The 25,484-nt window shown below is 51.4% G+C and carries 23 protein-coding genes; 12 read left to right on the top strand and 11 right to left on the bottom strand.

Features of this window, described 5'->3' with window-relative positions; all coding sequences use genetic code 11:
* On the top strand, positions 1–861 hold the full coding sequence (locus AB8809_RS02780; protein ID WP_015841826.1) for an L-ribulose-5-phosphate 3-epimerase: 861 nt from the start codon (positions 1–3) through the stop codon (positions 859–861).
* A complete protein-coding gene (gene araD / locus AB8809_RS02775; protein ID WP_015841827.1) occupies positions 855–1,556 on the top strand; it encodes an L-ribulose-5-phosphate 4-epimerase in 702 nt (233 codons plus the stop codon). The genes AB8809_RS02780 and araD overlap by 7 nt, the downstream gene beginning before the upstream one ends.
* Positions 1,557–1,602: 46 nt before the next feature.
* On the opposite strand, the gene mscS is transcribed toward araD, so the two are convergent.
* From mscS to tkt, 6 genes are all read right to left on the bottom strand, one after another.
* On the bottom strand, positions 1,603–2,454 hold the full coding sequence (mscS, locus tag AB8809_RS02770; RefSeq protein ID WP_205947539.1) for a small-conductance mechanosensitive channel MscS: 852 nt from the start codon (positions 2,452–2,454) through the stop codon (positions 1,603–1,605).
* Positions 2,455–2,771: 317 nt separating this feature from the next.
* On the bottom strand, positions 2,772–3,137 hold the full coding sequence (locus AB8809_RS02765; RefSeq protein WP_256554271.1) for a hypothetical protein: 366 nt from the start codon (positions 3,135–3,137) through the stop codon (positions 2,772–2,774).
* Between the two features lie 227 nt (positions 3,138–3,364).
* A complete protein-coding gene (gene fbaA, locus AB8809_RS02760; protein WP_015841829.1) occupies positions 3,365–4,441 on the bottom strand; it encodes a class II fructose-bisphosphate aldolase in 1,077 nt (358 codons plus the stop codon).
* A gap of 135 nt (positions 4,442–4,576) precedes the next feature.
* Positions 4,577–5,740 carry a phosphoglycerate kinase gene (gene pgk, locus AB8809_RS02755; RefSeq protein ID WP_015841830.1) on the bottom strand — a complete coding sequence of 388 codons (1,164 nt, stop codon included), beginning with the start codon at positions 5,738–5,740 and terminating at the stop codon, positions 4,577–4,579.
* A 72-nt stretch (positions 5,741–5,812) separates the two neighbouring features.
* Complete coding sequence (gene epd / locus AB8809_RS02750) at positions 5,813–6,829, bottom strand: erythrose-4-phosphate dehydrogenase (protein WP_015841831.1); 1,017 nt, start codon at positions 6,827–6,829, stop codon at positions 5,813–5,815.
* A 314-nt stretch (positions 6,830–7,143) separates the two neighbouring features.
* Positions 7,144–9,138, bottom strand: a complete 1,995-nt coding sequence (gene tkt / locus AB8809_RS02745) for a transketolase (RefSeq protein WP_349854772.1) — start codon at positions 9,136–9,138, stop codon at positions 7,144–7,146.
* A gap of 409 nt (positions 9,139–9,547) precedes the next feature.
* Between tkt and AB8809_RS02740 the strand changes: the two genes are divergently transcribed.
* Together AB8809_RS02740 and AB8809_RS02735 are read left to right on the top strand one after the other, a co-directional pair.
* The gene (locus tag AB8809_RS02740) at positions 9,548–10,300 is read left to right on the top strand and encodes a M48 family metallopeptidase (RefSeq protein WP_015841833.1); all 753 of its coding nucleotides are present in this window, start codon (positions 9,548–9,550) and stop codon (positions 10,298–10,300) included.
* Between the two features lie 678 nt (positions 10,301–10,978).
* A complete protein-coding gene (locus AB8809_RS02735; RefSeq protein ID WP_043881839.1) occupies positions 10,979–11,524 on the top strand; it encodes a LuxR C-terminal-related transcriptional regulator in 546 nt (181 codons plus the stop codon).
* Positions 11,525–11,703: 179 nt separating this feature from the next.
* Here the strand turns inward: AB8809_RS02735 and speA are convergent, their stop codons facing one another.
* The gene (speA, locus tag AB8809_RS02730) at positions 11,704–13,686 is read right to left on the bottom strand and encodes a biosynthetic arginine decarboxylase (protein ID WP_129706927.1); all 1,983 of its coding nucleotides are present in this window, start codon (positions 13,684–13,686) and stop codon (positions 11,704–11,706) included.
* 717 nt (positions 13,687–14,403) lie between these two features.
* Here speA and metK point away from each other — a divergent pair.
* The 7 genes from metK (at position 14,404) to ruvX (ending at position 19,990) form a co-directional block, all read left to right on the top strand.
* A complete protein-coding gene (gene metK / locus AB8809_RS02725; protein ID WP_015841836.1) occupies positions 14,404–15,555 on the top strand; it encodes a methionine adenosyltransferase in 1,152 nt (383 codons plus the stop codon).
* A 238-nt stretch (positions 15,556–15,793) separates the two neighbouring features.
* Positions 15,794–16,306, top strand: a complete 513-nt coding sequence (locus AB8809_RS02720) for a SprT family zinc-dependent metalloprotease (RefSeq protein WP_015841837.1) — start codon at positions 15,794–15,796, stop codon at positions 16,304–16,306.
* 96 nt (positions 16,307–16,402) lie between these two features.
* Positions 16,403–17,101 (top strand): deoxyribonuclease I, encoded by a 699-nt coding sequence (gene endA, locus AB8809_RS02715; protein ID WP_180778750.1) that lies wholly within the window; start codon positions 16,403–16,405, stop codon positions 17,099–17,101.
* Positions 17,102–17,218: 117 nt separating this feature from the next.
* Positions 17,219–17,953: a 16S rRNA (uracil(1498)-N(3))-methyltransferase gene (gene rsmE, locus AB8809_RS02710; RefSeq protein ID WP_349854680.1), complete on the top strand. Its 735-nt coding sequence runs from the start codon at positions 17,219–17,221 to the stop codon at positions 17,951–17,953.
* Between the two features lie 11 nt (positions 17,954–17,964).
* Positions 17,965–18,924: a glutathione synthase gene (gene gshB / locus AB8809_RS02705; RefSeq protein ID WP_010285797.1), complete on the top strand. Its 960-nt coding sequence runs from the start codon at positions 17,965–17,967 to the stop codon at positions 18,922–18,924.
* An 83-nt stretch (positions 18,925–19,007) separates the two neighbouring features.
* Entirely contained in the window at positions 19,008–19,571 is a 564-nt protein-coding gene (locus tag AB8809_RS02700; RefSeq protein ID WP_015841840.1) for a YqgE/AlgH family protein, read from the top strand.
* A complete protein-coding gene (gene ruvX / locus AB8809_RS02695; RefSeq protein ID WP_015841841.1) occupies positions 19,571–19,990 on the top strand; it encodes a Holliday junction resolvase RuvX in 420 nt (139 codons plus the stop codon). Before AB8809_RS02700 ends, ruvX begins: the two co-directional genes overlap by 1 nt.
* 103 nt (positions 19,991–20,093) lie before the next feature.
* On the opposite strand, the gene fbp is transcribed toward ruvX, so the two are convergent.
* Entirely contained in the window at positions 20,094–21,098 is a 1,005-nt protein-coding gene (fbp, locus tag AB8809_RS02690; protein ID WP_010285800.1) for a class 1 fructose-bisphosphatase, read from the bottom strand.
* Between the two features lie 169 nt (positions 21,099–21,267).
* Between fbp and mpl the strand changes: the two genes are divergently transcribed.
* Positions 21,268–22,653, top strand: coding sequence for a UDP-N-acetylmuramate:L-alanyl-gamma-D-glutamyl-meso-diaminopimelate ligase (gene mpl / locus AB8809_RS02685; protein ID WP_194431131.1), 1,386 nt, complete (start codon positions 21,268–21,270; stop codon positions 22,651–22,653).
* A 110-nt stretch (positions 22,654–22,763) separates the two neighbouring features.
* Here the strand turns inward: mpl and AB8809_RS02680 are convergent, their stop codons facing one another.
* The 3 genes from AB8809_RS02680 to hflC form a co-directional block, all read right to left on the bottom strand.
* On the bottom strand, positions 22,764–24,062 hold the full coding sequence (locus AB8809_RS02680; protein WP_015841843.1) for an adenylosuccinate synthase: 1,299 nt from the start codon (positions 24,060–24,062) through the stop codon (positions 22,764–22,766).
* Positions 24,063–24,161: 99 nt separating this feature from the next.
* Positions 24,162–24,362, bottom strand: a complete 201-nt coding sequence (locus AB8809_RS02675; protein ID WP_180778747.1) for a DUF2065 domain-containing protein — start codon at positions 24,360–24,362, stop codon at positions 24,162–24,164.
* Positions 24,363–24,487: 125 nt separating this feature from the next.
* Positions 24,488–25,483 carry a protease modulator HflC gene (hflC, locus tag AB8809_RS02670; RefSeq protein WP_015841845.1) on the bottom strand — a complete coding sequence of 332 codons (996 nt, stop codon included), beginning with the start codon at positions 25,481–25,483 and terminating at the stop codon, positions 24,488–24,490.
* Between the last annotated feature and the right edge of the window lies 1 nt (position 25,484).

The following is a 25,484-nucleotide window of genomic DNA, read 5'->3' as shown; positions in this document are numbered from 1 at the left end:
ATGCGCCAACACCCATTAGGTATTTATGAAAAAGCCCTGCCGAAACACCTGACCTGGCCAGAGCGCTTAGCACTAGCAAAGGCCTGTGGTTTTGACTTTGTTGAAATGTCGGTAGACGAAAGCGATGAACGTCTGGCCCGCCTGCTATGGAGTAAGGAACAGCGGCTTTCTCTGGTCAATGCGATGCTGGAAACCGGCATTCGTATCCCTTCGATGTGCTTGTCCGGGCATCGGCGTTTTCCGTTCGGCAGCCATGATGAAGCACTGCGCCAGCGTGCCTTTACGATCATGGAGCAGGCCATTCAACTGGCCAACGACGTGGGCATACGCACCATTCAGCTAGCGGGGTATGACGTCTATTACGAGCAGCAAGATGAAGGCACGCTCGCGCGTTTTACCGAAGGTATGCAATGGGCGGTTGAACGCGCCGCCGCCGCGCAGGTGATGCTATCCGTGGAGATCATGGACACCGCCTTTATGAACTCTATAAGTAAATGGAAAGCCTGGGATGCCTGCCTGGCTTCACCGTGGTTTACCGTCTACCCGGACGTCGGCAACCTCAGCGCCTGGGGCAACAATGTCACGCAAGAATTACAGCTGGGTATCGACCGCATCGCCGCTATCCATCTGAAAGACACCTTAGCGGTTACCGCAACCTCACCTGGACAATTCCGCGACGTACCATTCGGCGAGGGCTGTGTGGATTTTATTTCTGTTTTTAGCACGTTGAAAACACTCAACTATCGTGGCGCTTTCCTGATTGAAATGTGGACAGAGAAGGCTGATGAACCGGTCGCTGAGATCGTTCAGGCGCGCCGCTGGATCGAGCAGAAAATGCAACAAGGGGGAATGTCATGCTAACGTTACAACAGCTTAAGCAGCAGGTTCTGGAAGCGAATCTGGATTTACCGCGTCACCATCTGGTGACTTTTACCTGGGGTAACGTCAGCGTCGTCGATCGCGACCGCGGTCTGGTGGTCATCAAACCATCAGGTGTGGAGTACGAACATATGGTCGTAGATGACATGGTTGTGGTCGATCTTGCCTCTGGACAGACCATCGAAGGTAACAAAAAGCCCTCCTCAGATACGGCGACACATCTGGCGTTATACCGCGCTTTTACCGAGATTGGCGGCATTGTCCATACGCACTCGCGCCACGCCACCATCTGGGCACAGGCGGGGCTGGATCTCCCAGCCTGGGGCACCACGCATGCCGACTATTTCTACGGGGCCATCCCCTGCACACGATTAATGACACAGGACGAAATTGCCCAGCACTATGAGCAGGAAACAGGCAATGTGATTATAGAAACATTCCGCCAGCGCGGTATCAGCCCGACAGACATCCCAGCCGTGTTAGTCAATGCACACGGCCCATTCGCCTGGGGAAAAGACGCACATAATGCGGTACATAATGCGGTGGTACTAGAGGAGATAGCCTATATGGGCATTTTTTCACGCCAGCTGACGCCAGGTATTACCGCTATGCAGCAAGTTCTGCTGGATAAGCACTACCTGCGTAAGCATGGGAAAGATGCCTATTACGGACAATAGAAGCAGGGATCAATCAGGGGCCGTCCGGCCCCTGTGATACAACATATTATTCAGCGCGTTCCTGAACCTGATGTAAATGTACATCCATCTGCGGATAAGGAATGCCAATACGGTGCTCATCCAGCGCGCGTTTAAAGCTTTCCAGCAGATCCCAATAGACCGCCTGTGCGTTGCCGTTGGTTGTCCACACCCACACCACAAAATTCAGCGATGACGCCGCCATTTCATTCAGGCGAATCGTAACCCCCTTGTCGTGCTGGATACGTCCATCGGCAGCGATAATATCGCCCAGCAGCTTTTTCACCACGTCGATATCGGCATCATAAGCCACGCCGACAATAATTTCGGTACGGCGATCCGGCTCACGCGAGCTGTTGATAATGTTGCCAGCGATGATCTTGCCATTCGGCACCACGATAATTTTGCCGTCAGAGGTGCGCAGCGTCGTCGAGAAGATCTGTACCTGTGTGACGGAGCCAGACACGCCGCCCAAGTCCACCCATTCGCCGGTACGGAAAGGCCGGAAAATCACCAGCAAAACGCCCGCAGCAAAGTTGGCTAACGACCCCTGCAATGCCAGACCGACGGCCAAACCTGCGGCACCCAGCACGGCAATCACCGATGCGGTCTGCACGCCAACCCGACTCAATACAGCAATCAGCGTGAACGCGATAATGCCATAACGCACCAGCGCAGACAGGAAATCGGCCACGGTTGAATCAATAGAACGACTAATCATCAGTTTATTGATGGTGCCGGAAACGATCCGCGCGATCACCAAACCAACAATAAGGATCACTAATGCGGCGACAATATTCACGGCATACTGCAAAAACAAGTTCTGATGTGCCACCAACCAGTTCCCTGCCTGATCCAATCCCGTATTAAGTTCTTCCATTTAAACGCTCCTGTTTTTTAATCACTGGGAAAGCATAACGTCCACATCTAAAACCGCAACATCGGTACCAAAAATTAAGGCTCCCGTAGGAGCCTTAGCATCAAATCATGTCAGTCGCCTTACTTAGAGCAAGAGGCCCTGTGAATGCGGGGCTTTAAATGAATGATATGGCTGAAATGATGCTGTTATGGATAACAGTTCTATGCTTTAACACCCTAGCAAAAGCTATCTAGAACAACTTTACGCATCCATCGACTTCGTCATTGATACATTGATTATCAAGAGCTTGTTAAAACTATATTTTTTCTCTGATCTAGTCATTGCTGAATTTTATTACAACCTAACTTATCCATCATTTCTTTAAGCGGCTGTGCTACTGATAAAGGAGACCCTTTTTCATAAGCATTTGCTACTCTTATCGCCAGAGTCGCACATACATCAACGAGATTTTGAATTTTACTATCTGCGGTTTGATCTTTGGAAATCGAAACGACATTTCCATCTTTTTTCGAGACTGTATTCTGCGAACTCACCGACGCGGATTGATAAATTGCCTGCATTTGATTCTCGAGAGTCTTGACTCTATTATCCAGTCCAAAGAAAAACCAAACTAAAGCAATTGCAGTTGAGATAATACCAATTACGCTAGAAACCAATGAAAGAACGCTTAGTACTTTATTCACTACATGGCCCTTCAACACATTGAATATAAAGAAATTTAATATATCATAATGCGAATGAAAACTGCTACAGTGACGTATAGAGTGTCCACACTCTAAGCGTTTTTTATGGCTTTTGACTGCTAGTTGTTAAACACAAAGCCTTGTTTGGCATTGCTTAAAAACAATCCCAGACATTAAAAAGGCTCCCGTAGGAGCCTTAGCATCAAATCATGTTTACGTTGTCTGACTTACAGCACATCAACAGCATTCAGCTCTTTGAAAGCCTGCTCCAGACGCGTAACCATGCTCGCCTGTGCGGAACGCAGCCACACGCGCGGGTCATAGTATTTCTTGTTCGGCTGATCTTCGCCTTTCGGGTTGCCCAATTGGCCTTGCAGATAAGCTTCGTTATCTTTGTAGTATTTCAGAATACCTTCCCAGGTAGCCCACTGGGTGTCGGTATCGATGTTCATTTTCACTACGCCGTAGCTAACGGAGTCTTTGATTTCCTGAGCGCTGGAACCAGAACCACCGTGGAACACGAAGTCCAGGCTGTTGTGCGGCAGGTTATGTTTCTTGGAAACATATTCCTGAGAGTCGCGCAGGATGGTCGGAGTCAGTTTCACGTTACCTGGCTTGTATACGCCATGCACGTTACCAAAAGAGGCAGCGATGGTGAAACGTGGGCTGATCGCGTTCAGCTTGGTGTACGCGTAGTCAACGTCTTCCGGCTGGGTGTACAGAGCTGAAGCGTCCATGTGGCTGTTATCCACACCGTCTTCTTCGCCACCAGTACAACCCAATTCGATTTCCAGAGTCATATCGATTTTGGCCATACGAGCCAAATACTTAGAACAGATCTCGATATTCTCTTCCAGCGACTCTTCAGACAGGTCAATCATGTGAGAAGAGAACAGCGGTTTGCCAGTAGCAGCAAAGTGTTTTTCACCCGCGTCCAGCAGGCCATCGATCCACGGCAGCAATTTCTTCGCGCAGTGGTCGGTGTGCAGAATGACTGGCACACCATAGTGTTCTGCCATTTGATGCACATGATGAGCGCCAGAAATCGCTCCCAAAATTGCCGCCTGCTGACCTTCTGCTTTCAGGCCTTTACCCGCGATGAAGGCTGCACCGCCGTTAGAGAACTGAACGATGACCGGCGCACGTACTTTGGCTGCGGCTTCCAGCACAGCATTGATTGAGTCGGTACCGACACAGTTCACTGCTGGCAAAGCGAATTGGTTTTCTTTTGCTACTGCGAAAACTTTCTGAACGTCATCACCAGTGATGACACCGGGTTTTACGAAATCAAAAATTTTAGACATGTTACGTGTCCCGTTTCGTTGGCCGTGGAGGGGTTAGAGAAATCGATGTTAAATCGACTGGTTGTCTCGGCACGACATCCATAACGGCATGCCAAGACAACCACAGGAAAGGGAAAAAGCAGCCCTTACCTTAAATTACTGTTTAGCGCGTTCTTCCAGCATAACTACTGCAGGCAGTTTTTTCCCTTCAACGAACTCCAGGAATGCGCCACCACCGGTAGAAATGTAGGAGATTTTGTCAGCAATACCAAACAGATCGATCGCAGCCAGCGTATCGCCGCCGCCTGCGATAGAGAACGCATCACTCTCTGCAATAGCACGAGCGATAGTCTCGGTTCCTTTACGGAAATTCGGGAATTCGAAGACGCCAACCGGGCCATTCCACAGGATGGTCTTGGCATTCTTCAGAATTTCAGCCAGACGCTCAGCGGAAACATCACCCAGATCCAGAATCTGCTCTTCGTCTTTGATTGCCGTAACAGACTTCAGCGTTGCAGTTGCAGTTTCAGAGAATTCTGACGCAACACGCACATCGCTCGGCACAGGAATATCGCAGGTTTCCAGCAGCTTCTTCGCTTCAGGAATCAGATCGGCTTCGTACAGAGATTTACCCACGTTATGGCCTTGTGCGGCAACGAAGGTGTTGGCGATACCACCACCGACGATCAGCTGATCGGCGATTTTAGACAGGGAATCCAGTACGGTCAGTTTGGTGGAAACTTTAGAACCACCTACGATAGCGACCATCGGACGTGCTGGTTCGCTCAATGCTTTACCCAGCGCTTCCAGCTCACCAGACAGCAGCGGGCCCGCACAGGCGATAGGCGCAAATTTACCCACGCCGTGGGTTGAAGCCTGCGCACGGTGTGCAGTACCGAAAGCGTCCATCACGAACACATCGCACAGCGCCGCGTATTTCTTGGACAGGACTTCGTCGTCTTTCTTCTCGCCTTTGTTAAAACGAACGTTTTCCAGTACAACCAGCTCGCCTTCAGCGACATCAACACCATCAAGATAGTCTTTCGCCAGACGTACAGGAGAAGACAGTTTCTCTTTCAGGTAGTCCACAACAGGCAGCAGAGAAAATTCTTCGTTGTATTCGCCTTCGGTCGGGCGTCCCAGGTGGGAAGTGACCATAACGCGAGCGCCTTGTTTCAGAGCGATTTCGATGGTCGGCAGAGAGGCACGGATGCGCGCATCAGACGTCACTTTCCCTTCTTTTACTGGTACGTTCAGATCCGCACGAATAAGAACACGTTTACCAGCCAGATCCAGATCGGTCATCTTAATTACAGACATGGTGAATCCTCTTGTTGATTCTCTTTTAAAGTTGCTTGAGCGAGATAGCGACCCCTGATCGCCACCGTCGTACTAGAAACCGCAGGCTGCCATCGCCCGTGTTGTATCCAACATCCGGTTGGCAAAGCCCCATTCGTTATCGCACCAGACCAATGTTTTAATCAGATGCTGACCACTGACCCGTGTCTGCGTGCCGTCAACAATGGCACTGTGCGGATCGTGGTTAAAATCAGCTGACACTAATGGCAATTCAGTATAATCAACTATACCACGAAACGACTCGTGCGCTGATTTTTGCAATAGTGCATTAATTTCATTCACGTTTACGGCTTTCCTGACGCTAACGCTCAGGTCAATTGCCGTGACGTTAATCGTCGGCACCCGCACCGATATCGCCTCAAAACGATCGACAAACTGCGGAAAAATACGGGTGATCCCCGCCGACAGCTTGGTATCTACCGGAATGATCGACTGGCTGGCGGCACGTGTACGCCGCAGATCGTGATGATAAGCATCGATCACCGGTTGATCGTTCATGGATGAGTGAATCGTCGTCACCGTGCCATTTTCGATCCCGAAGGCATCATCCAGTAATTTGATCACCGGAATAATGCAGTTGGTCGTACAAGACGCATTGGAAACAATACGATGCTCACGTTCCAACTGCTGATGATTGACGCCAAACACCACCGTGGCATCCAAATCCGCCGTTCCCGGATGAGAAAACAGCACTTTCTTCGCACCTGCCGCCAGATGGGCTTCGCCATCTTCCCGGCTACCGTAAACACCGCTGCAATCCAGTACGATATCTACACCGAGTTCTCGCCAGGGCAATGCCTGAATCTCTGCCTGATGTAACAGACGAATACAATCATCACCGACATAAAGCTGGTCACACTCCTGACGTACATCCCACGAAAAACGGCCGTGGCTGGAGTCGTACTTGAGCAAATGCGCCATACCTTCCGCGCTTGCCAGCTCATTAATAGCCACAACGGTAATCTCGGCTCGGCGGCCTGATTCATATAACGCACGTAAAACACTGCGGCCAATGCGGCCAAAACCGTTTATCGCAATACGGATCGTCATGGCGTTCCTTGTGGTTCCTTATGTCATGGCAGGGTTACCCAGCGCATAGAATATACCCTTCTTAGACACCAGAGAACCCCTGGCGAAACACCGTCAGCACAACAACTGAAACGCTTCAGCTAGAATAAACGAATTAACGTATAAAAGAAATATTCTCGTCTGGCACACGCCAGAAGAGTGACCTGCGTCATAAAAATGAAAAAACCATATCTGAGAGGCAGACAACGCGCATCGAGAGGGAAGTTAAATTCAAGATGAAAAAAAGCCGCCAGCGTTAGCTGACGGCTTCTCATATCGGGGTTAACACGGCGTGATTACTTCAGCAGCGCCTGCGCTTTTTCCACCACGTTATCGACGGTGAAGCCGAATTCTTCGAACAGCAGCTCCGCCGGAGCCGATTCGCCGAAGCTCGTCATGCCGACAATCGCGCCGTTCAGGCCCACGTACTTGAACCAGTAGTCCGCGATACCCGCTTCAATCGCCACGCGTGCGGATACCGCCTTCGGCAGCACCGCTTCACGGTAGGCTGCATCCTGCTTGTCGAATGCATCCGTTGACGGCATCGACACCACGCGCACCTTGCGGCCGGCGGCAGTCAGCTTGTCATACGCCCCGACAGCCAGCTCGACTTCAGAGCCGGTGGCAATCAGGATAAGCTCCGGCTGGCCGTCGCTGTCTTTCAGCACGTAGCCGCCTTTCGCCACGTTCGCCAGCTGCTCAACGGTACGTGGCTGCTGCGCCAGATTCTGACGGGACAGGATGAGTGACGTCGGGCCGTCCTGACGCTCAATGGCGTATTTCCACGCCACCGCCGTTTCCACCTGGTCCGCCGGACGCCAGTTGCTCATGTTCGGCGTCACGCGCAGGCTGGCCAGCTGTTCAACCGGCTGGTGCGTCGGGCCGTCTTCGCCCAGACCGATGGAGTCGTGGGTGTAGACGTAGATGCTGCGGATTTTCATCAGCGCGGCCATACGCACCGCGTTACGCGCGTATTCCACGAACATCAGGAAGGTCGCGGTGTACGGCACAAAGCCACCGTGCAGCGCAATCCCGTTGGCAATCGCCGTCATGCCGAATTCGCGCACGCCGTAGTGGATGTAGTTACCCGCGTGGTCTTTATCCAGCGATACCGAGCCGGACCAGATGGTCAGGTTGCTCGGTGCCAGGTCGGCTGAACCGCCCAGGAATTCCGGCAGCAGTTTGCCGTAGGCTTCCAGCGCGTTCTGTGACGCTTTGCGGCTGGCGATTTTCGCCGGATTGGCCTGCAGGTCTTCGATAAATTTCTGCGCGTCCGCCTGCCAGCTGGCCGGCAGTTCGCCGCCGGTGCGGCGTGTGAACTCGGCAGCCAGTTCCGGGTATGCGCTGGCGTAGGCGGCAAACGCCTCGTTCCAGGCGGCTTCCTTACGCTGACCGGCCGGTTTCGCATCCCAGGCGGCATAGATATCCGCCGGAATCTCAAACGGCGCGTGGGTCCAGCCCAGCTGTTCGCGGGAGGCGGCGACTTCTGCATCCCCCAGCGGCGCACCGTGCGAATCGTGCGTACCCGCCTTGTTCGGTGAACCAAAACCAATCACGGTTTTGCACATCAGCAGCGACGGCTTGTCGGTCACCAGCTGGGCTTCGCCGATGGCACGTTTGATGGCGTCCGCATCGTGGCCGTCCACGCCGCGCACCACGTGCCAGCCGTAGGCTTCAAAACGGGCGGCGGTATCATCGGTAAACCAGCCTTCAACGTGGCCGTCGATGGAGATGCCGTTGTCATCATAAAACGCGGTCAGCTTGCCGAGCTTCATGGTACCGGCCAGCGAGCAGACTTCGTGGGAAATCCCTTCCATCATGCAGCCGTCACCGAGGAAGGCGTAGGTGTGATGGTCGACAATCTCGTGACCCGGACGGTTGAACTGCGCCGCCAGCGTACGCTCGGCAATCGCCATCCCGACCGCATTGGCAATCCCCTGACCCAGCGGGCCGGTGGTGGTTTCAACGCCGGCGGTGTAGCCGTATTCCGGGTGACCCGGGGTTTTGGAATGCAGCTGGCGGAAGTTTTTCAGTTCTTCAATCGGCAGGTCGTAGCCGGAGAGATGCAGCAGGCTGTAAATCAGCATGGACGCGTGGCCGTTGGACAGCACGAAGCGGTCGCGGTTGGCCCAGTTAGGGTTGGCCGGATTATGGTTGAGGTAATCGCGCCACAGGACTTCGGCGATATCGGCCATGCCCATCGGTGCGCCCGGGTGACCGGATTTGGCTTTCTGCACCCCATCCATGCTCAGCGCGCGGATAGCATTGGCAAGTTCTTTACGAGAGGACATGCTTGACTCCAGATCGGATTGAACGACTGTCTTTCCTGCAAAACCAATAAAAATCAATAAGTTAAACAAGAATGACAAAATAAATATGATTACAAATGTACATGAAAAATGTAGCGAATGCACATGGAACCGTGAGCAAAAAACAGGGATTTATCGGCTGACGAATCAATGACGGTTCTTTTGCCAATTGTGCAGTTGATTACAGCGCTATACGCGATGTTTTCTAGTGGGTTTACCTTTATTCGACGCACCTTTTCGGAACGCCCAGAAACAAAATACATCGCCTACGGACTATCGTAAAAAAGATAAATCAGATTTTCCGATCTATTTCTCAATGTCGTTTTCGGGTAGTTTATAGCCGATTTTCTTTCATACTAAAAACGAACACCATCGTAGGGAGATGATTTTTATGGCAATTCGTTCTTCTGTGCTGGCGCTGTGTGTAGCAACGTTGCTGACTGGCTGCCAGAACTTAAACACCAATACCTTAATGCAGTCCGGTGCTCAGGCGTTTCAGGCGGCAACGCTCAGCGATGCTGATGTTAAATCACTCAGCAATCAGTCCTGTGAGCAAATGGACAAAGAGGCAAAAATTGCCCCTGCCGACAGCAAGTACACACAGCGCCTGAATAAAATTGCGGATGCGCTGGGTCATGACATCAACGGTACACCAGCCAACTACAAGGTTTATCTGACAAAAGACGTTAACGCCTGGGCAATGGCTAACGGCTGTATCCGGGTGTATAGCGGCCTGATGGACATGATGAACGACAATGAAGTGGAAGGCGTTCTCGGCCACGAAATGGGTCACGTTGCGCTGGGACACACGCGTAAAGCGATGCAGGTTGCCTACGCGGCAACGGCTGCTCGTACTGCCATCGCCTCTGCGGGCGGCGTGGCGGCGTCTCTGTCACAATCTCAGCTAGCCGATCTGGGAGAAAAACTGGTTAATTCCCAGTTCTCTCAAACGCAGGAAACACAGGCAGATGATTACTCCTTTGATTTGCTGAAGAAACGCGGCATCAATCGGGAAGGTCTGGCAAGCAGCTTTGAGAAACTCGCCAAACTTGATGCGGGCCATGAGAGCAGCATGTTTGATTCCCACCCTTCATCTGAAGGTCGCGCCAAACACATTCGTGAACGTATTGCTGCCGAGAAGTAATCCTGCGTTCTGATGACTCACCAAGCAAGCACACCGCGGGCAATTGAAAAAATCTCAATTGCCCGCTAGTCATCCGACCACTATCATCCCCCTCATATTCGCTGTAAGCTGTCACGTAATTGCCATCTTCACATCCCGCTATTGTCATGATGATAGGATTGAAGAATTAATAGATGACAAATAGATAGCTATTTTCAATCTCACTAACTTTCTGTTCCCTTTTTAAGAAACGAAAGTCGGTGGATTTCCAGATGCCAGAAGCACTAATCCACGAATGCGGCAGCATACCGACAAACAGGTAACCACGATTAGCGCAGAGACCTACGCCGTAATAAACAGGAATGTTAGAGTAAACCCCTGTATTTAAAGATAGAAATAAACCAGTAAATCAAGCATACTATGTTAAACCAATAAAAATTTTTCCAGTTGGATCATATAGATATATGATAAACCGGTTGTCTCTTTCGCAGGTTTCTCTAGAGGCTCCATCTTTTTAGCGATTTAAAGGCATTTCAGGATCGCGATTTCTTAATAACTGGATAACATCAGCAGCAATTATTGGTTTGTGGCCCCTTTCAGACAATAAACTCATATGTGTTAAAAATCATGGATGTGAGAATTTTCAGTAAATGCAATTTTACCACGGTAGGATTACGGGAAATCCTATCCAGTATCCCTATGCTCTCGATAAAACCCGTCAACAGGTTTACGCTGCAGCAAGGAAAGAAAAAATGTATTTTCATCATTGACGGTAGCAGTGAGGGCTTTGAGGAATACTACGAGTCGATAAGAACTCACTTTTATAATATGGCGGCGTCGTTCGTTATCATCAATAATTCCCCCAATCACCCTCCCGTGTGCATTGACGAAAAAACGATTCTTATTTCAAAGTCAGCTGCCATCGATTCTTTTTATAAATTACTCGATTTCGTCCACCTTCACGATCGCCGTTTATTCAGTCCCGTCAGGTTGTCAAAGTCTGAATATGCCGTATTCCAGTATTGGTGTGCGGGCTACACCGCGGAAGCGATTGCCGATATCATTGGATTAAATAAGAAATCAGTACTGAACAGCAAATCACGATTACTGAATAAATATGGCGTTCAGGATAAAAACTCTTTACTGCTAATTGCCAAGATTATCTTCAAGGACAGCGTCATTGAAGAATTTGATTCCCTTCCCAAGCCAGCAACCGATATCAATATAAGTAATTCGCTTATCTGAACGATAGCCGAAAAAAAGGGATGCTCACTCGCATCCCTTTTTACTCAGTCATATACCCGTCATACTTCAAGTTGCATGTGCGTTGGCTACGTTCACTCACCCGAATCACTTACCAGTGTAAGTTCATCGGGATTCCTTCTCTTGCCGCCTTCCCGAAACTCGAATTATTTAGGGTATACTCACTCTTCATCTTCCAAATAAGTATAGCCGTACAGCCCGGTTTCAAACTCTTCCATGAACTGTGCCTGAAGCTCCGCATCCAGATCGGTTTCTTTAACCTGATCGCGGAAGCGAGTCATCAGCACTTTAGGGTCAAGCTGCACATATTCCAGCATGTCGGCAACCGTATTGCCTTCGTCGGATTCTTCAATCTCAACCGTACCATCCTGGAAGACAAACACGTCAACGGTGGACGTATCACCGAACAGGTTATGCATGTTCCCCAGAATTTCCTGATAGGCGCCGACCATAAAGAAGCCCAGCAGCGGCGGATTTTCTGGATCGTAAGGCGGCATTGGCATCGTCGTCGCGATTCCGTCGCCATCGACATAATGATCGATCGTGCCATCAGAATCACAGGTGATATCCAGCAGCACAGCACGACGCTCAGGCGGTTTATCCAGCCCTTCCAGCGGCAGTACTGGGAACAGCTGATCGATACCCCATGCGTCCGGCATGGATTGGAACAGCGAGAAGTTGACATACAGCTTGTCAGCCATGCGCTCCTGTAATTCATCAATCACCGGCCGGTGCGCGCGGTTACTCGGATCCAACTGCTCCTGAATCATCTGGCAGATGCTCAGATAAAGCTGCTCCGCTTTGGCGCGCTGTGTCAGATCCAACATACCGTGCGTGTACTGGGTATGCACATCGTGCAAATCCATCTGGCTGTCGTGCAGCCACTCACGCAGCGAACGGCGTTTTCCTGGCTGCTTGATTTCCTTCCAGGTCGACCACAGGCTCTCCAGCGCGCGCGGTGCATCTTCTTCCGGCTCAGTCGGCTCACTGAACTCGTTGCGTTCAACCCCGATGATATTGGAAACCAACACGGTATGGTGCGCGGTTACTGCACGGCCAGATTCGGTGATCACCGTCGGATGCGGCAACCCGTGTTCGTTACAGGCATCGCCGATACCCCAAATCACGTTGTTGGCGTACTCGTTCAGGCCATAGTTCACTGAACAATCGGACTGAGAGCGCGTGCCTTCATAATCCACGCCTAAGCCGCCACCGACGTCAAAGCACTGGATATTCACACCCAGCTTATGCAGTTCGACATAGAAGCGCGCGGATTCACGCACGCCCGTCGCGATGTCACGGATATTTGCCAACTGGGAGCCCAGATGGAAATGCAGCAGTTGCAGGCTATCCAGCTTCCCGGCTTCGCGCAGCATCTCAACCAGCTGCAGCACCTGAATCGCCGCCAAACCAAACTTGGATTTTTCGCCACCACTGGATTGCCATTTGCCCGATCCCTGAGAAGCCAGACGAGCACGGACGCCAAGACGTGGCACCACATTCAAACGCTCGGCCTCTTCCAGCACCAGACGAATTTCGGACATCTTCTCGATGACCAGATAAACCTTGTGGCCCAGCTTTTCGCCGATCAGTGCCAGACGGATGTATTCACGGTCTTTGTAGCCGTTACACACAATCACGGTGCGCGTCATACCGGCATGACCCAGTACCGCCATCAGCTCGGCTTTTGAACCCGCTTCCAGCCCTAACGGTTCTCCGGAATTAGCCAGTGACTCAATGACGCGGCGATGCTGGTTAACCTTGATCGGATAAACCAGAAAGTAACCGCCTTCATAGCCAAATGATTCCCGAGCCTGTTTAAACGCAGCGTTAATAGAACGCAGGCGATGCTGAAGAATTTGCGGAAAGCAGAACAGCGCAGGCAGGCGCTGATGGTTATCCCTCTGCATATCTTTGACCAGTCTGGCCAGATCGACGCGAGCTTCTGGTACGTCAGGATCCGGGCACACGCTAATGTGGCCAAGCTCATTGACGTCATAGTAATTATTGCCCCACCAGGCAATATTGTAGGTACGAAGCATTTCGCTGGCATTACGGTCATTCATGGCAACCTCCTGCATAGAGCGCAAATTTTCATGTTTACCCGTCGCTGACGAGCCGTGATGAATCATGTCGTCAGACATAACGAACCTCTTCTTTTTCTAGACTGCTGATCACATCAGTACCTGAATAAACAACCCACATGAGCATACCTGCAACATGCGGCATCGACAGTGAAAAAACCGGCGTAGTGCAGTATGCCGTCACTTTATTACTCTTATTAGTGTAAAACACGTTGTCAGGCTCCGTGTTACGGGTCGATAAAACTCGTTGTGAAAACCACCGGGCGAACGTGACCAGAAAGGCGCTAAACACTTCTGGCAGAAAGAATAACAGGCAGATTAACCAGCCCTGGAGTCCTGTGTCGAATTTAAAGACAGGCAACGTCGAGAAACGGAAAAGAAGGGTTGAGTCGCTGACGCGGTAGCGTCAAAAGGGACATATTGCGAACGCAATATACTCAGTAAACAACGGATCATTAATCCTACCACCTCCACGTGCGCCGCAGGCTATGCGGTCAGCTATCAATAAGAAATTCACCATGTCGCGGCGTACACCATACCGCTACAGATCGCCGTTTATACCGACATGCTGCTGGAAAAGCAAAATGAAAATTACCACCAGTCATATCTTGTAAAAGAAAAAATGGCCGATGATAAAAGGACGATGGCGAGCTAATGCGAAAAACTACTGGCACTGAGACCAAAAGGTGACCTAGAATAGCCATCCAGATGTTAATCCGTCTATACCGATTAACTGATACACTGCTTAACGGCTTTGATTTGAAGGTAAAGAAACTCATGGCTAAACACCTTTTTACGTCCGAGTCAGTCTCTGAAGGACATCCTGATAAAATTGCTGACCAGATTTCTGATGCGGTTCTCGACGCCATTCTGGAGCAAGACCCAAAAGCGCGTGTCGCTTGTGAGACTTATGTAAAGACCGGAATGGTGTTAGTCGGTGGCGAAATCACCACCAGCGCCTGGGTCGATATTGAAGAAATTACCCGTCGTACCGTGCGTGATATCGGTTATGTCAATTCTGAAATGGGCTTTGATGCCAACTCTTGTGCCGTATTGAGCGCAATTGGCAAGCAATCTCCTGACATCAATCAAGGCGTTGACCGCCGCGACCCACTGGAACAAGGTGCTGGTGACCAGGGCCTGATGTTCGGCTACGCGACCAACGAAACCGACGTACTGATGCCAGCGCCTGTGACTTATGCACACCGTCTGGTTCAGCGCCAGTCAGAAGTCCGCAAGAGCGGTTCTCTGCCGTGGCTGCGCCCAGATGCGAAAAGCCAGGTTACGTTCCTGTACGACGATGGCAAGATTGCCGGTATTGATGCCGTGGTACTGTCTACCCAGCATTCAGAAGAGATCAGCCAGAAAGATCTGCATGAAGCGGTGATGGAAGAGATCATCAAACCGGTTCTGCCTGCTGAGTGGCTGTCTGCCAATACCAAATATTTCATCAACCCAACCGGACGCTTTGTTATCGGCGGCCCGATGGGTGACTGTGGTTTGACTGGTCGTAAAATCATCGTTGATACCTACGGTGGCGCAGCGCGTCACGGTGGCGGGGCGTTCTCCGGTAAGGATCCGTCTAAAGTAGACCGTTCTGCAGCTTATGCCGCACGCTATGTTGCCAAAAATATCGTCGCTGCGGGTCTGGCCGATCGCTGCGAGATTCAAGTGTCCTACGCTATCGGCGTGGCTGAGCCAACCTCTATCATGATCGAAACCTTCGGCACAGAGAAAGTGTCCACCGAGCAGTTGACGCTGCTGGTGCGCGAATTCTTCGATCTGCGTCCTTACGGTTTAATCCAGATGCTGGATCTGCTGCATCCGATTTATCAAGAAACGGCAGCTTATGGTCACTTTGGCCGTGAACATTTCCCATGGGAAAAAACGGACAAAGCCGCACAGCTGCGTGAAGCTGCAGGTCTGTAATCCAGTAATGCAACAAAGACTATACCCTAAATAATTCGAGTTGCATGAAGGCGGCGACACAGCTAATCCCCAGGAGCTTACACCAGTAAGTGACTGGGGTGAGCGAGGAAAGCCAACACACATGCAGCCTGAAGTATGACGGGTATAAGACGGCGAATGAAAATTCGCCGTTTTTCGTTCTGATTTCCCTCCGCTTCACCTATTGCGTCTCCCTGCCACTCAATTTATGCTCACAGAAATGAACACTCCCCGAATTCCCATTGCCAGCCATCAGGCTGTGATGCGCTGCCTGCGTGATAAATTGCAACAGGCCAATCTCACCTTGCAGACGGACTACACCGAACCCACGGTAAGTTACCAGCAGCGCGGCGCTACGGCAGGCACGGCCTGGCTGCAACACTGGGAAATTCGACTGAATCCCGTGTTGCTACAGGAAAATCAGCAGGCTTTTATCGATGAGGTGGTACCTCATGAGCTGGCTCATCTGCTGGTTTACGCGCGTTTTGGCCGCGTCGCGCCGCATGGCAAAGAGTGGCGTTGGATGATGGAAAGCGTCCTGCGTGTTCCGGCAAAACGCACGCATCGGTTTGCAGTGCAATCCGTGCAGGGGAAAACCTTCACTTATCTGTGTGATTGCCAACGGCATGAACTGACGATCCGCCGGCACAATCGAGTTCTGCGCGGCGAAACAGAATATCGCTGCCGTCGTTGCGGAAAAACCTTACGTCATGATGTAAAAAGTTCTATTTAAAAGAGAATTTCCAGTTTTAAAAACTGTTTTTGCATTTGCCTGCCGACGAGACATCCGGTAGTCTGCCAACTTTACAGCCTGTGGATTATTTGGAATATGCTACGCAAAATTCTCGCTATCTCCGCCGTTAGCGCGGGTCTGTTTTCGGCTGCCGCGTTAGGTCAGAACATCAATAATTTTTCGCAGGCAAAAGCCGCCGCTGTCGACATTAACCGGGATGCGCCGGGTTCGTTCTACTGCGGCTGCAAGATTACGTGGCAAGGCAAGAAAGGCACGCCCGATCTTGAATCTTGCGGCTATCAGGTCAGAAAAAATGAACAGCGTGCCAGCCGTATCGAGTGGGAGCATGTTGTGCCCGCCTGGCAGTTCGGCCATCAGCGCCAGTGTTGGCAGGATGGCGGCAGAAAGAATTGTAGCAGCGACCCCGTCTACCGTGAGATGGAAACCGACTTACATAACCTGCAACCCGCTATCGGCGAGGTCAACGGCGATCGCGGTAATGCCATGTATGGACAGTGGAACGGTGGCACATCCCAATACGGGCAATGCGAGATGAAGGTCGATTTCAAAAATAATCTGGCAGAACCGCCTGCCCGCGCCCGTGGCCAGATCGCTCGTACCTATTTCTACATGCGTGACCGCTATCAGTTACGCCTGTCCAATCAACAAACCCAGTTGTTCGAAGCCTGGGATAAGCAGTATCCGGTCACGCAGTGGGAATGTACCCGCAATCAACGCATCGCCGCAAAACAGGGAAACCCGAATCCCTACGTTCAACAAGCTTGCCAGCGCTAGTTCGTCTACCTACTATAGCGAATCTGTTTCCAGCAAAACCGCCGTCAGATGACGGTGGTTTTACCTATTTCTAGCGTTCCTGTGCCGATTAATTTCATTCAAAGGTCTTAATTCAGTATGCGAGTACCACGCATTTTTCATCCCGAGACGCTCCCCCTTAACGGCGGTGAAGTCGAACTGAGCGACGATGCCGCCAACCATGTTGGTCGCGTGTTACGCATGAATACGGGCCAGGCATTGCAGTTGTTTGATGGCAGCAATCATGTCTTTGATGCGGAAATCATCGCGGCAGGCAAAAAGAGTGTGCGCGTTCACTTCACAGCAGGTAAGTTGGAAAATAAAGAATCGCCCCTACATTTACATCTGGGACAGGTGATGTCGCGCGGCGAAAAGATGGAGTTTACTATCCAGAAATCCATCGAGCTGGGCGTCAATATGATTACCCCGCTGCTTTCTGAACGCTGTGGCGTAAAACTGGATGCCGAGCGTATGGAGAAAAAAATTAACCAGTGGCAGAAAATCGCGATTGCCGCCTGTGAACAGTCAGGCCGCAACTGTGTGCCGCTGGTGCGGCCAGCGATGACGCTGGAAGCCTGGTGTGCGGAACAAGATAATGCATTGAAATTAAATCTGCACCCGCGCGCCACACAGAGTATTAATACGCTGCCGCTGCCAGTCGATCGGGTCAGGCTGCTAATCGGCCCGGAAGGCGGACTTACCGCCAGTGAAATTACCATGACCTCAGAACACGGATTCACTGATATCCTGTTGGGGCCACGCGTTTTGCGCACAGAAACCACTGCACTCACCGCCATGACCGCCTTACAGGTACGTTTCGGCGATTTGGGGTAAAGGAGAAAAGAATGATCAAACTCGGTATCGTGATGGACCCGATTGACACCATCAATATCAAGAAAGACACCAGCTTTGCCATGTTGCTGGAAGCACAGCGCCGTGGTTGGGAACTGCATTATATGGAGATGAACGATCTCTATATGCACGCGGGCGTTGCCCGTGCCACAACGCGTCGCCTGAGCGTCCAGTATGATTACGATGGCTGGTACGATTTCTCCGGCGAGCAGGATATTGCGCTGGAAGAGTTGGACGTGGTGCTGATGCGTAAAGATCCGCCGTTCGATACGGAGTTCATCTACGCCACCTATATTCTGGAACGTGCAGAAGAGAAAGGCACACTGATCGTCAACAAACCGCAAAGCCTGCGTGATTGCAACGAGAAGCTGTTCACCGCCTGGTTCCCGCATCTGACCCCCGACACGCTCGTCACACGCCGTGCGGATAAACTGCGTCAATTCCATGAAAAACATGGCGATGTCATTCTCAAGCCGCTGGACGGCATGGGTGGCGCGTCTATCTTCCGTTTGAAGCAGGATGACGCCAACGTCTCGGTCATCATCGAAACGCTGACCGAACACGCTACCCGCTACTGCATGGCGCAAAACTACCTGCCTGCGATTAAAGACGGCGACAAGCGTGTGCTGGTGGTCGATGGCGAACCCGTTCCCTACTGCCTGGCGCGTATCCCGAAAAGCGGTGAGACACGCGGTAACCTGGCAGCCGGTGGTCGTGGTGAAGCCCGTCCGCTGACCGAAAGCGACTGGAAAATCGCCCGCGACGTCGCTCCAACGTTAAAAGCTAAAGGTCTGATTTTCGTCGGTCTGGACATCATCGGCGACCGTCTGACAGAAATTAACGTCACCAGCCCGACCTGCGTGCGTGAAATCGAAGCGGCCTACCCGGATGTGTCCATCACCGGCATGCTGATGGACGCGATTGAAAAACGTCTGGCTGCACGTACCCGCTAATACCAGAGACACCAGGCACACCACTCGGCCCGCGCAACACGGGCCGTTTCTCCAACGCTGACGGATATCGATAAAAATACATAATGAATTTACAGCATCACTTCCTCATTGCTATGCCAGCACTACAGGACTCTGTATTTAAACGTTCGGTGGTCTATATCTGCGAACATAATGAAGACGGAGCCATGGGGCTGATCATCAACAAACCGATGGATCAGTTTTCTGTGGAAAATGTGCTGAAAAAGCTAAAAATAGATCCGACACCACGCGATCCTGCCATTCGATTGGATAAACCCGTCTTCATGGGCGGCCCACTGGCGGACGACCGTGGCTTTATCCTACATACGCCCTGCCCTGGCTTTGGTTCCAGCATCAGCATCTCTGAAGACACGATGATCACCACGTCAAAAGACGTGCTGGAAACGTTAGGCACGCCGAGTCAGCCGGAAAATACGCTGGTCGCCTTAGGCTATTCCGCCTGGGAGAACGGTCAGTTGGAAGAAGAACTGTTAGAAAATGCCTGGCTGACAACGCCAGCCGATAAAGACATTCTGTTCCACACGCCGATTGCGGAACGCTGGCGAGCGGCGGCAAGAAAGTTGGGTATCGATATTCATAATATCTCGACCGAAGCGGGACATGCCTGATGAAGAGCAGAACCATTCTTGCCTTTGATTTTGGGACAAAAAGTATCGGTGTCGCCATCGGTCAGGAGATTACCGGTACAGCGCGCCCGCTAACATCGTTCAAAGCGCAGGAAGGGATCCCAGACTGGCAAAAAGTGGAGAAGCTGTTGTCGGAATGGCAGCCCGATCTGGTCGTCGTCGGTCTACCACTCAACATGGATGGCACCGAGCAGCCGCTAACAGCACGGGCGAGGAAGTTTGCTAACCGACTGCATGGCCGTTTTGGCGTCGCGATTGCGCTACACGATGAACGGTTGAGTACGGTGGAAGCACGTGCCGATCTCTTCGAACGCGGCGGCTTTAAAGCGCTGGATAAAGGGAGCGTAGATGCGGCTTCTGCGGTGATTATTCTGGAAAGCTGGTTCGAGGCACAACACTAAAAAACGCGGGTTGTGGCGAGCCACAAAAATGGCGTACTGGGCAGCACACCATAAGCCGTTATCCCGCGTTGGCAGATCACCCACCAACACGGGACAGCGTTAATTAGGCATCGGGAAATTCACGGATGAAACGTTCTACGTCATCAACCATGGATTCCGTTCCCACAAAGAACGGTGAGCGCTGATGCAGTTTCTCTGGCGTGATATCCAGAATACGGTTCTTACCGTCGCTAGCTTTACCGCCTGCCTGCTCCGCCAGAAACGCCATCGGGTTGCATTCGTACAGCAAACGTAGTTTGCCTTTCGGATAGCTCGCCGTGCTCGGATACAGGTAGATTCCGCCTTTCAGCAGGTTACGGTGGAAATCTGCGACCAGTGAGCCGATATAACGCGACGTATAAGGACGCTGCGTCTCTTCATCCTGCTCCTGACAGTATTTGATGTATTTCTTCACGCCGACAGGAAACTTGATGTAGTTCCCTTCGTTGATGGAATACATATTCCCTTTTTCCGGGAAGCAAACTTTTTCATGCGAGAGACAGAATACGCCGAGTGACGGATCGTAGGTAAAAGCGTGAACGCCGTGACCCGTGGTGTACACCAGCATGGTTGAAGAACCGTAAACGATGTAACCCGCAGCAACCTGCTGGCTACCCGGCTGCAAGAAGTCCGCTTCCGTGACGGAGGTTCCCAGCGGCGTAATACGGCGATAAATAGAGAAAATCGTACCGACAGAGACGTTCACATCAATATTCGACGAGCCGTCCAGCGGGTCCATCAGAACCACATACTTGGCATTTTCCGCCTTATCACCTTCAAAGATAACAATTTCGTCTTCTTCTTCGGAGGCGATACCTGCCACTTCACCACGTGCTTTTAATGCCGCTTTCAGTTTCTCATTGGCATACAGATCGAGCTTCATCTGTACTTCGCCCTGGACATTAGAAATGCCGCTGGCACCCAGAATATCAACCAGACCCGCTTTATTGATATCACGGTGAATAATCTTGGCACCCAGTTTAATAGCAGACAGCAGCGCGGTAAGCTCACCTGTGGCGTGAGAGAAATCGTGCTGTTTTTCGACGATAAATTCGCCTAACGTTTTCATAACACTATTCCAGAATCTACGGATGAAAAGCGGTTTCATTTCTGCACCGCCAACGTTTGCGCATGCAGTGTAGCCCAAAGAGAAAGTGAGTACCTAGTCAAATCCATTTCTTATGGTGGATTCATAGCGTTAGAATGTGACACAGACTCACTGTGAAGATGGAAAATGTATGCGTATTCATATTTTAGGTATCTGTGGCACCTTTATGGGTGGCCTTGCCCTGCTTGCTCGTTCACTGGGGCATGACGTCACGGGCTCAGATGCAAATGTTTATCCTCCCATGAGTACCTTACTTGAAGAGCAGGGAATCACGCTGATTCAGGGCTACGATCCAGCGCAGCTTACCCCCGCCCCTGATTTGGTCATCATCGGCAATGCGATGACGCGTGGAAACCCGTGCGTCGAAGCCGTACTGGAACAAGGATTACCTTATGTTTCCGGCCCACAGTGGCTGCATGATCATGTACTACGCGATCGCTGGGTGATTGCCGTTGCGGGTACTCATGGCAAAACCACCACGGCGGGGATGGTCACCTGGATTCTGGAAGATTGTGGCTATCAGCCCGGGTTTGTGATCGGTGGCGTTCCCGGCAACTTTACCGTTTCAGCACGGTTGGGTGACAGCCCATTCATGGTGCTCGAAGCCGATGAATACGATTGTGCGTTCTTCGACAAACGTTCCAAATTCGTACATTACTGCCCCAGAACACTGGTGCTCAACAACCTTGAGTTCGATCACGCCGACATCTTTGACGATCTGAAAGCCATTCAGAAACAGTTCCACCATCTTGTGCGACTAGTGCCCGGCAGCGGGAAGATCATTCTGCCAACCAACGACCTTAACCTCAAACAGGTGATGGGAATGGGATGCTGGAGCGAGCAGGAACTGGTTGGCGAAGAAGGCACATGGCGTGCACAGAAAGTGTCGATTGATGCCAGCCAGTATCAGGTTTACCTGAACAATGAACTCGTCGGTGAAGTTCATTGGAAGCTGGTGGGCGAACACAATATGCACAACGGGTTGATGGCCATTGCCGCTGCACATCATGTCGGCGTACTGCCCGCAGATGCCTGCCGCGCGCTGGGAGGATTTATCAACGCACGTCGTCGCCTTGAATTACGCGGTACGGAACATGGCGTCACGGTGTATGACGATTTTGCACATCACCCGACTGCGATTCTGGCGACGCTGTCAGCACTACGCAGCAAGGTTGGCGGCACGGCGCGTATTTTGGCCGTACTTGAACCTCGTTCAAACACCATGAAATTGGGAATGTGCAAAAATGAGCTGGCACCGTCATTAGGCCGCGCCGATGAAGTTTTCCTCTTCCAGCCAGCCCATATTCCGTGGCAGGTCGTCGAAGTCGCGGAAGCCTGCGTACAGCCTGCTCATTGGAGCGCGGATATCGATACGCTGGTAGAAAACATCGTCAAGACCGCACAACCAGGCGACCATATTCTTGTAATGAGCAACGGCGGATTTAGCAACATCCACAACAAGCTGTTAGATGGTCTGAAGAAAAAAGCGCAGAAGATGAAAGACGCTCAGGAATAACGAGTCAGAAACCGTTGTTGTTCACACTACAGCGGTTAAACGGTAGATAGCAAAAAGGACGGGAATCCCGTCCTTTTTCATATGCACTTCACCCATTAAGAGTGGCGCAATCAAGCATCGAACGGATCGCGCAATACCATCGTTTCGCTGCGATCTGGACCGGTGGAAATAATATCAATCGGCACACCAGTGACTTCTTCGATACGTTTGATGTAGTTCAACGCAGCCTGCGGCAGCTTGCTGTGATCTTTCACGCCAAACGTGCTTTCAGACCAGCCCGGCATCGTTTCGTAAATCGGCTCAAGACCTTCCCAACCTTCGGCAGCCAGCGGAGTCGTATCCACTTCGGTGCCGTTCGGCAGACGGTAGCCTACACAGATCTTAATTTCTTTCAGACCATCCAGAACATCCAGCTTGGTCAGGCAGAAACCTGACAGCGAGTTGATCTGCACTGCACGACGTACAGCAACCGCATCCAGCCAGCCAGTACGACGACGACGGCCCGTAGTCGCGCCAAACTCGTTACCTTTCTGAGACAGATGCTCACCGACTTCTTCAAACAGCTCAGTCGGGAATGGGCCTGCACCCACACGAGTAGAGTAAGCTTTAACGATACCCAGCACATAGTCTACATAGCGTGGACCCAGACCAGAACCAGTAGCAACGCCGCCCGCAGTGGTATTTGAGGAGGTCACGTACGGATAAGTACCGTGGTCGATATCCAGCAGCGTACCCTGCGCGCCTTCAAACATGACGAAATCGCCACGCAGGTGCGCTTTGTACAGTAGATCGGAAACATCAACGACCATCGCTGTCAGGATGTCGGCAATCGCCAGCACATCATCCAGTACTTTCTGGTAGTCGACAGCATCGGCTTTGTAGTAGTTAACCAGTTGGAAGTTATGGTACTCGACGATTTCTTTCAGTTTGACGGCAAAGGTTTCTTTATCAAACAGATCGCCAACGCGCAGACCACGGCGAGCAACTTTATCTTCATACGCCGGACCGATACCGCGTCCTGTCGTACCAATTGCTTTCGCACCACGCGCTTTCTCACGGGCGTTATCCAACGCAACGTGATAAGGCAGGATTAACGGACAGGCTTCAGAAAGCAGCAGGCGTTCGCGTACCGGGACGCCACGCGCTTCAAGCTCCGTCATTTCTTTCATCAATGCGTCAGGCGCCAGCACAACACCGTTACCGATGATGCTGACAACATTTTCACGCAGAATGCCAGAAGGAATTAAATGAAGGACGGTTTTTTCACCGTTGATTACCAGCGTATGGCCAGCGTTGTGACCACCCTGATAGCGCACAACATATTTAGCCCGTTCAGTCAGCAGGTCAACGACCTTGCCTTTACCTTCGTCACCCCATTGGGTGCCCAGTACGACGACGTTCTTACCCATTTCAAGAATCACCAGGTTGCTTAAAAAAGGATTCTACCATCTCATTTGGATGCTTTCAGTACTTTTAGCACACGATTGCGCACATTTTTCCGCTTAATTTTAGCTCCCCATCCGGCTACGCAACATGTAGTAGATCACGCACCCAGCAACAACTATTCCGCCGCCAAAACGGCGTAAAACATTATCCGGCAACTGCGCTATACCCAAAATCATGCGCCGCCAGAGACGAGGAAACAGCAGCGGCCCCAATCCTTCGAGCACCAAAACCAGCCCAAGTGCCAGCCAAATCGTTGAATTCATAACAACCCCTTTTTCCTGCATCCGATTTGAGCAGGACAAGCCTTTGGATATTTCTCTGCCAGCAAATGACAAAAAAAAGCCCGAGAAAGAACCCGGGCTTGATGAAAAACGTCAGTTAATGACTATCAGCGGCGTGGTGCCATGCTGCTATCCGGTGACTTCATGTAGCGGAAGAAGTCGCTATCCGGGCTGAGAACCATCACATCCTGATTATTACTGAAGCTGCTTTCATACGCGCGCAGGCTACGAACAAAAGCGTAGAAGTCAGGATCTTCACTGAATGCGTTCGCAAACAGTTTCGCCGCTTCGGCATCCCCTTCACCACGGGTGATACGTCCTTGACGTTCAGCTTCAGCCAGCGTACGAGTGACTTCATAGTCTGCCGCCGCTTTCAGCTTTTCAGCTTCTTCCTGACCTTGTGAACGGTGGCGACGCGCTACCGCTTCACGCTCTGCACGCATACGCTGGTAAATCGCGTCAGACACTTCTGTTGGCAGGTTGATTTGCTTAATTCGCACATCGATAACCTCAATACCCAGCGCAGCCATGCTGTTAGGGTTGATGTGAGGTTCGTTGCCCGTCGTTTCTTTCTCAACGCGCGCAGCAGCAGAAGCGATCGCATTATCGGCTTCGGTGGTTTCACCCGTACCGGTATTCAGCGCTTCACGCACGTCAGACATCAGTTGTCCACGTGAGTCGGTAACAATACCTTTCACATCCAGACGACCAATCTCAGAACGCAGACGGTCACTGAATTTACGTTTCAACAGCACTTCAGCCTGAGAAATGTCGCCACCGCCCGTTGCCAGATAGTAGCGGCTGAAATCGCTGATACGCCATTTAAGGTAAGAATCGACGATCAGGTCTTTCTGCTCTTTAGTGATAAAGCGGTCAGCCTGGTTTTCCATCGTCTGGATACGCGCGTCCAGCATTTTCACTGAGTCGATAAACGGAATCTTGAACTGCAATCCCGGCGCATAAATCAGCGGCTTATTCTCGTCATCACGCAATACTTTGCCAAAGCGCATCACAATGCCGCGCTGGCCTTCCTGCACCACAAACAGTGACGCATAGACCACCATCAGTACCAGGATCAGGATAAATAGTAAGGGCTTACGCATC

This window comes from Pectobacterium aroidearum, assembly GCF_041228105.1.
Lineage (GTDB): Bacteria > Pseudomonadota > Gammaproteobacteria > Enterobacterales > Enterobacteriaceae > Pectobacterium > Pectobacterium aroidearum.
Note: the sequence above shows the minus strand (reverse complement) of the source record. Positions and strands in the feature narration are given on the sequence as shown.

Excerpts from the sequence above, each read along its gene's own strand:
- AB8809_RS02780 (WP_015841826.1), top strand. The coding sequence starts at position 1 with ATGCGCCAACACCCATTAGGTATTTATGAAAAAGCCCTGCCGAAACAC.
- araD (WP_015841827.1), top strand. The coding sequence starts at position 855 with ATGCTAACGTTACAACAGCTTAAGCAGCAGGTTCTGGAAGCGAATCTG.
- mscS (WP_205947539.1), bottom strand. The coding sequence starts at position 2,454 with ATGGAAGAACTTAATACGGGATTGGATCAGGCAGGGAACTGGTTGGTG.
- fbaA (WP_015841829.1), bottom strand. The coding sequence starts at position 4,441 with ATGTCTAAAATTTTTGATTTCGTAAAACCCGGTGTCATCACTGGTGAT.
- pgk (WP_015841830.1), bottom strand. The coding sequence starts at position 5,740 with ATGTCTGTAATTAAGATGACCGATCTGGATCTGGCTGGTAAACGTGTT.
- epd (WP_015841831.1), bottom strand. The coding sequence starts at position 6,829 with ATGACGATCCGTATTGCGATAAACGGTTTTGGCCGCATTGGCCGCAGT.
- tkt (WP_349854772.1), bottom strand. The coding sequence starts at position 9,138 with ATGTCCTCTCGTAAAGAACTTGCCAATGCTATCCGCGCGCTGAGCATG.
- AB8809_RS02740 (WP_015841833.1), top strand. The coding sequence starts at position 9,548 with ATGGCAATTCGTTCTTCTGTGCTGGCGCTGTGTGTAGCAACGTTGCTG.
- AB8809_RS02735 (WP_043881839.1), top strand. The coding sequence starts at position 10,979 with ATGCTCTCGATAAAACCCGTCAACAGGTTTACGCTGCAGCAAGGAAAG.
- speA (WP_129706927.1), bottom strand. The coding sequence starts at position 13,686 with ATGTCTGACGACATGATTCATCACGGCTCGTCAGCGACGGGTAAACAT.
- metK (WP_015841836.1), top strand. The coding sequence starts at position 14,404 with ATGGCTAAACACCTTTTTACGTCCGAGTCAGTCTCTGAAGGACATCCT.
- AB8809_RS02720 (WP_015841837.1), top strand. The coding sequence starts at position 15,794 with ATGAACACTCCCCGAATTCCCATTGCCAGCCATCAGGCTGTGATGCGC.
- endA (WP_180778750.1), top strand. The coding sequence starts at position 16,403 with ATGCTACGCAAAATTCTCGCTATCTCCGCCGTTAGCGCGGGTCTGTTT.
- rsmE (WP_349854680.1), top strand. The coding sequence starts at position 17,219 with ATGCGAGTACCACGCATTTTTCATCCCGAGACGCTCCCCCTTAACGGC.
- gshB (WP_010285797.1), top strand. The coding sequence starts at position 17,965 with ATGATCAAACTCGGTATCGTGATGGACCCGATTGACACCATCAATATC.
- AB8809_RS02700 (WP_015841840.1), top strand. The coding sequence starts at position 19,008 with ATGAATTTACAGCATCACTTCCTCATTGCTATGCCAGCACTACAGGAC.
- ruvX (WP_015841841.1), top strand. The coding sequence starts at position 19,571 with ATGAAGAGCAGAACCATTCTTGCCTTTGATTTTGGGACAAAAAGTATC.
- fbp (WP_010285800.1), bottom strand. The coding sequence starts at position 21,098 with ATGAAAACGTTAGGCGAATTTATCGTCGAAAAACAGCACGATTTCTCT.
- mpl (WP_194431131.1), top strand. The coding sequence starts at position 21,268 with ATGCGTATTCATATTTTAGGTATCTGTGGCACCTTTATGGGTGGCCTT.
- AB8809_RS02680 (WP_015841843.1), bottom strand. The coding sequence starts at position 24,062 with ATGGGTAAGAACGTCGTCGTACTGGGCACCCAATGGGGTGACGAAGGT.
- AB8809_RS02675 (WP_180778747.1), bottom strand. The coding sequence starts at position 24,362 with ATGAATTCAACGATTTGGCTGGCACTTGGGCTGGTTTTGGTGCTCGAA.
- hflC (WP_015841845.1), bottom strand. The coding sequence starts at position 25,483 with ATGCGTAAGCCCTTACTATTTATCCTGATCCTGGTACTGATGGTGGTC.